Below are 5821 nucleotides of genomic sequence, written 5' to 3' on the forward strand. Positions count from 1 at the left end.
TCTTCGAAGTCGTGCGCACGATCTCGCAGGAGGGCATCACGGTGCTGCTGGTCGAGCAGAACGCGCGACTCGCGCTGCAGGCGGCGCACCGCGGTTACGTGATGGATTCGGGTCTCGTCACGATGGAGGGCGACGCGAAGCAGATGCTTGATGATCCGAAGGTGCGTGCCGCGTATCTGGGTGAATGAGTGGAGTAGTGGGTTGGCGCGTGAGCGCAGGTAATCTGGAAGATGTAAACCACACAGCTGGGAATTCAATACTGTGTTTCAGGAGACAAATATCATGATTAGCATGACTAAAATCGCAGGCGTTATTGCACTCGGTGCGGCGCTGATCGGACAGGCTCACGCCGACGACGTCAGGATTGGCGTTGCGGGTCCCTTGACGGGGCCGCTTGCGAGCCAGGGCAAGGATGTGGAGAACGGCGCGAGGCTGGCGGTCGAGCAGATCAACGCGGCGGGAATCAAGATCAAGGGCGTGCCGCTCCACCTTTCGATCGACGCCGAGGACGATATGGCGGATCCCAAGTCCGCAGTGACGATTGCGCAAAAACTCGTGGATGCCGGCGTCGTCGGTGTCGTTGGGCATTTGACCTCCGGCACGTCGGTGCCTGCCTCGAAGATTTATTCCGACGCCGGCATTCCGCAGATTTCGCCATCGGCCACGAATCCTGTGCTGACTCGTCAGGGGTTTGCGACCACGTTCCGGGTGATTGGCGACGACGCCTATGTGGGCCGCGTGATGGCGCAGTATCTGACGAAGACGGCAGGATACAAACGCATCGCCATTATCGACGACCGGTCGGCCTATGGTCAGGGACTCGCGGATATCGTTGCCGCAGAACTGAAGAAGGACGGTGCGACGGTCGTGAATCGGCAGTACGTGACGCCCAATACGATCGATTTCCGTAGCGTGCTGACCGCGGTAAAGGGCAGCGAGCCCCAGGCGATCTTCTATGGCGGCGTGGACGCCCAGGCGGGCCCGATGCGCAAGCAGATGGCCGGGTTGTCGATGAAGGTGGCGCTCTTCGGTTCGTCGATCGAAACGGACAACTTCATCAAGCTCGCCGGGCCGCCTTCCGAGGGCACGATCTCGGCTCAGGCCGGACAGCCGCTGGATAGCATGCCCGGCGGCAAGAAGTTCGTCGAGCAGTTCAAGAAATATGGCCCGGTCGTTCTCTATGCGCCGTACGCCTATGACGCTGTCTGGGCTTTCGTCCACGCCATGGAACTCGCGAATTCGACATCGCCCAAGGACTTCCTGCCGGCCATGAAGAAAGTGAACTTCGAGGGCGTGACGGGCACGATTGCCTTCGATGAAAAGGGCGACCTGCGTTCTAGCGGTGTGACGCTGTATCAGGTCAAGGACGGGCACTACGTACCGATCCAGACGACCCGTCTGTAGTGACAGGGGGGTAGTTGCGGACGCAAGGAAGACAGGAATGTCAGCGCAGGCGCAGCGTCGAACAACGCTGCGCCCGCTCGACGAGATGAACTCGCCGATACGCGTCCAAATACGTTCGTGGCTGCAATACGCATTCCTTTTCGGAATGTCTCATTACGCGATTTCGCTTGTAGATGAGTGCGTTTACAAGCATCGTTGCACCAGGTTAATCAGGGGGCGAGAATGCATAAGGTGGAAAAGCTGCCGCAAATTGACGGCGATATTGGGTGGCTCGAGACCTCGCCGGACTGTGCTGCTCGCCTTGGACCCAGGCTGAAGGGTTCGCACGAGTTTGACTATGCGGTGATCGGCGCCGGCTTCACGGGGATCTCCGTGGCGTTGCGGCTCGCCGAGATCGATCCATCGGCACGTATTGCACTGGTGGACGCACTTCGCGTGGGCGAAGGCGCTTCGGGGCGAAATGCCGGGTTTCTGATCGATCTGCCGCATAACATGGATTTCGCGAAAACCGGCGTTGAACACGCACGCTCGCTCTTTCGTTTAAACATGTTCGCCATCGAGCGTTTGCGCGCATTCAAGGAACAGTATGCGATTCCGTCCTGGACCGACGCGGGTAAGTACATGGCGGCCCACGAAGAGAGCAACCTGCCCGGCCTGAATAATTTCGCGGGCATGCTCAAGCAGGCGGGATTCGAGTACGAGACGGTTTCCGGACCGGACCTTGCGCGGCGGCTCGGAACGAACTACTACCGTTCCGCCGTTTATACGCGAGGAAACGTGCTCGTCAATCCGGCAGCACTGGTACGCGGGCTGATCAAGGCGCTCCCGCCTTCGGTATCGTTATTCGAGAACAGTCCGGTTCAAGGCATTGAATACGGGCCGCCGCACAAGCTGCACTTTGTCGGCGGGACCATTACGGCGCGCAACGTCGTGCAGGCGACCAACTCGTATTCGGAGCAGTTCGGCAAGCTCGCTTGTCGCATCGTGCCGATCTTTACCTACGCGAGCCTGACCCGACCGCTGAGCGACGAGCAGCTGCGCAGGCACTTCGACGGCGTGCGGCCATGGGGTGTGACGTCGGCGCACCTCGCGGGGACTACCGTCCGGTTCACTCACGACAACCGGATATTCATTCGCAATACGTATGATTATCTGCCCAATCTTAAGAGCACGGGAGCCGATCTCGAAGCGGCGTGGCGCAGTCATCGGTCGTCGTTCGAGGCGCGTTTCCCGTTCCTGAAAGAAATGGACTTCGACTACACGTGGGGCGGCTTGTTTGCGATCACCAAAAACCACGAACCGGTGTTTTCGAATCCGGATGAGGGCGTGTATGTGCTGAGTGGCTGCAATGGCGTGGGCGTCGTCAAGGGGACTTATCTCGGCTACTACATGGCCGACCATATTTGCGGCGTCGAGAGCGAGAACCTGCGATTCGTGCTTAAAAGCTCGCATCCGACCTGGGTTCCGCCCGATCCAGTTCGCCTCGTTGCCGCGAGAGCGCGCATTGCCTGGGAGGCAGCGCACGCCAAAGGGGATGTTTGAGCCGAGAGCGATTTTCAGCTTTTCCCGATTCCCGACTCTTTAGGCAGTGGCGGTAATTCGGGTGCAGCGGGTTCCGGCAGCCCTGGAGGCGCGCCAACAATTTTTAAATCGATCAGTAAAGGAGCGCATCCACATGATCAATCGCATTACGCCTAATAGCAGGGCTTCCCGAGCAGTCGCGTACGGCGATTTCTTTGTGACAGGTGGCCTGATCGCAGACGACATGTCTGCTGATATCGCCGGACAGACGAGGCAGGTTCTTGCCCAGATCGACGAGTTGCTTGCCGCCGCGGGGCTGACGAAAAACCATCTCACGCGCATCCAGATCTGGCTTTCCAACATCGACAATTTTGAAGGAATGAACGGCGTCTACGACAAATGGGTTGAAGGTTCGGAAAAGCCGGTTCGGGCGACAGTCGAAAGCCGGCTCGCCGACCCTGGGTACCTTATTGAGGTGCAGGCGTTCGCTTATTGCGGCTAGATCGGACTGGCACCGCGCGCGCGGTGGGATGCCCAGACGCGTTGAACTCAAGTCCGAACTTGTGTCTCGTGTCGCCAAACATGTATAGATGGCTGGCCCCCGATTCCACGTATCCGCCTGTGGCATGTGTATACGCAAAAATCGCCGAAGCCACCGGCACATGACGGCCATCCGCGGAAACAAAAAACCCCGTAAGATTTTGATCTTACGGGGTTTCTCGAACTACATCGGCTTTCGCCGGAAAATCTTCTGGTGCCCAGGAGAGGACTCGAACCTCCACAGTGTTGCCACCGCCAGGACCTGAACCTGGTGCGTCTACCAATTCCGCCACCTGGGCAAGGTGTCGTCTGCTGTACGGTGTGTCGTGCAGCAAAGAACGCAATTATAGCGTGACAAATGGATCTGTCAAGCGTTTCGTGAGACGGGCCGTATCGCCCGCCAACGTAACCGCTCGCCGCGACGATCACCGCCGCAGAACGTGCCGGAACACTCGTGCGGCGTCTGCCGCGTCTGAAGCGGGTGATAGAATGCCTCGCAGCAGGCCCGGCGGCAGGTGCGCGCGATATGGGCGTTCCGCCGGACCTCGTCATCCGCTGAAATAAAGCTGTAGCACTCGAAGACCGGGGCGCCGCCCGAGTTTCGCTGGGCGGCGCGGCAGATCCGACATCGACGCAACGAGAACAACCATCGACAAGCCCTTGAGCAAATATCCGTACCCGATTCCCAGCCGCGAAGAGATCCTCGGCGTGCTGCGGACCAGCGAATCGCCCTGCACCGCGAACGATATCGCCGAGGCGCTCGCCATCAAGCGCCAGGAGCGCGAAGGGTTCTTCAGGCGGCTCGCCGCGATGGAGCGCGACGGGCAGATCCGGCTCGACTCTCGCGGCCACTATCAGCTTGCGCATCCCTCCAGCTTCGTCGCGGGCCGCGTCCAGGGCCACCGGGACGGTTTTGGCTTTGTCGTGCGCGACGACGGCCAGGACGATCTGTTCCTGTCCCAGGGCGAGATGCAGAAAGTCATGCATAACGACCGCGTGCTCGCGCGCATCGTCGGCTACGACCGGCGCGGGCGTCCCGAGGGGCACATCGTCGAGGTCACGGATCGCGCGAATCGCCGCGTGATCGGCCGCTTGCTGAACGAAAACGGCGCGCTGATCGTTGCGCCCGAGGACAAGCGCATCGGCCACGACATCCTCGTCACGCAGAACACGAAGAAGGCGAAGGTCGGCCAGGTCGTGGTGATCGAGCTGACCGATTTTCCGAGCCGGCACTCGCAGCCGCTCGGCCGCGTGGTCGAGGTGCTCGGCGACATCGACGATCCCGGCATGGAGATCGAGATCGCCGTGCGCAAGTACGGCGTGCCGCACGAATTCAGCGACGCCGCGCTCGACGAAGCTGCAAAGCTGCCGGACGCCGTGCGCCCGGCCGATATCCGTTATCGCGTGGATCTGCGCGACGTGCCGCTCGTGACGATCGACGGCGAGGACGCGCGCGACTTCGACGACGCCGTGTATTGCGAGCCGGTTCAGGTTGGCCGCGGCGAGGGCTTCCGGCTGATCGTCGCAATCGCGGACGTCTCGCATTACGTGTTGCCCGAAAGCGGCCTCGATGTCGATGCGATCGAACGCAGCACGTCGGTGTATTTCCCGCGCCGCGTCATTCCCATGCTGCCCGAGAAGCTGTCGAACGGGCTGTGCTCGCTGAACCCGCACGTCGACCGCTGCGTGCTCGTGTGCGATCTGGTGATCACCGCGCGCGGCGAGATCAAGGCGTATCAGTTCTATCCGGGCGTGATGCACTCCGCGGCGCGCCTCACGTACACCGAAGTCGCTGCGGTGCTCAAGAACACCAAGGGACCGGAGGCGATGCGCCGCGCGTCCCTCATGCCGCAGCTGCAAAACCTCAATGGCGTGTACAAGGCGCTCTTCGCGGCGCGCCAGAAGCGCGGTGCAATCGACTTCGACACGACCGAAACGTATATCGTGTGCAACGCGCAAGGCAAGATCGAGCAGATCGTGCCGCGCCAGCGCAACGACGCGCACAAGCTGATCGAAGAGTGCATGCTCGCGGCCAACGTCTGTGCCGCGGACTTCATGAAACGCAACAAGCACGCGGGCCTGTATCGCGTGCACGCGGGCCCGAGCGCCGAGAAGCTGGAGAACCTGCGCACGTTCCTGCGCGGCATCGGCCTCACGCTCGGCGGCGGCGACACGCCGCACGCGAGCGACTACGCCGCGCTGATGGCGCACATCCGCGACCGGCCCGACGCGCAGATGCTGCAGACCATGCTGCTGCGCTCGATGCAGCAGGCCGTGTACAGCCCGGACAATATCGGTCACTTCGGTCTTGCCTACGAGGCCTACGCGCACTTCACGAGCCCGATTCGCCGCTATC

4 protein-coding genes, 1 tRNA gene and 1 pseudogene are annotated in these 5821 nt (G+C 61.2%); 5 read left to right on the plus strand and 1 reads right to left on the minus strand.

What is annotated here, in order from left to right; genetic code table 11:
* The 4 genes and pseudogenes from Q0L30_RS23025 to Q0L30_RS23040 all read left to right on the plus strand — a co-directional run.
* A pseudogene (locus Q0L30_RS23025) lies at positions 1-188 on the plus strand (ABC transporter ATP-binding protein); the annotation flags it as partial.
* Positions 189-282: 94 nt separating this feature from the next.
* The gene (locus Q0L30_RS23030) at positions 283-1404 is read left to right on the plus strand and encodes a branched-chain amino acid ABC transporter substrate-binding protein (protein ID WP_296661967.1); all 1122 of its coding nucleotides are present in this window, start codon (positions 283-285) and stop codon (positions 1402-1404) included.
* A 222-nt stretch (positions 1405-1626) separates the two neighbouring features.
* Positions 1627-2946, plus strand: a complete 1320-nt coding sequence (locus Q0L30_RS23035; RefSeq protein WP_296661968.1) for an FAD-binding oxidoreductase — start codon at positions 1627-1629, stop codon at positions 2944-2946.
* 133 nt (positions 2947-3079) lie between these two features.
* Complete coding sequence (locus Q0L30_RS23040) at positions 3080-3427, plus strand: RidA family protein (protein WP_296661969.1); 348 nt, start codon at positions 3080-3082, stop codon at positions 3425-3427.
* Between the two features lie 250 nt (positions 3428-3677).
* Here Q0L30_RS23040 and Q0L30_RS23045 read toward each other — a convergent pair.
* Positions 3678-3764: transfer RNA gene (locus tag Q0L30_RS23045), tRNA-Leu, on the minus strand.
* A 361-nt stretch (positions 3765-4125) separates the two neighbouring features.
* On the opposite strand from Q0L30_RS23045, the gene rnr reads away from it, so the two are divergent.
* Positions 4126-5821 (plus strand): ribonuclease R (rnr, locus tag Q0L30_RS23050; RefSeq protein ID WP_296661970.1); only part of this gene is annotated, 1696 nt, incomplete at its 3' end.

The sequence above is a fragment of the Paraburkholderia sp. genome (assembly GCF_024281035.1).
Taxonomy (GTDB): domain Bacteria; phylum Pseudomonadota; class Gammaproteobacteria; order Burkholderiales; family Burkholderiaceae; genus Paraburkholderia.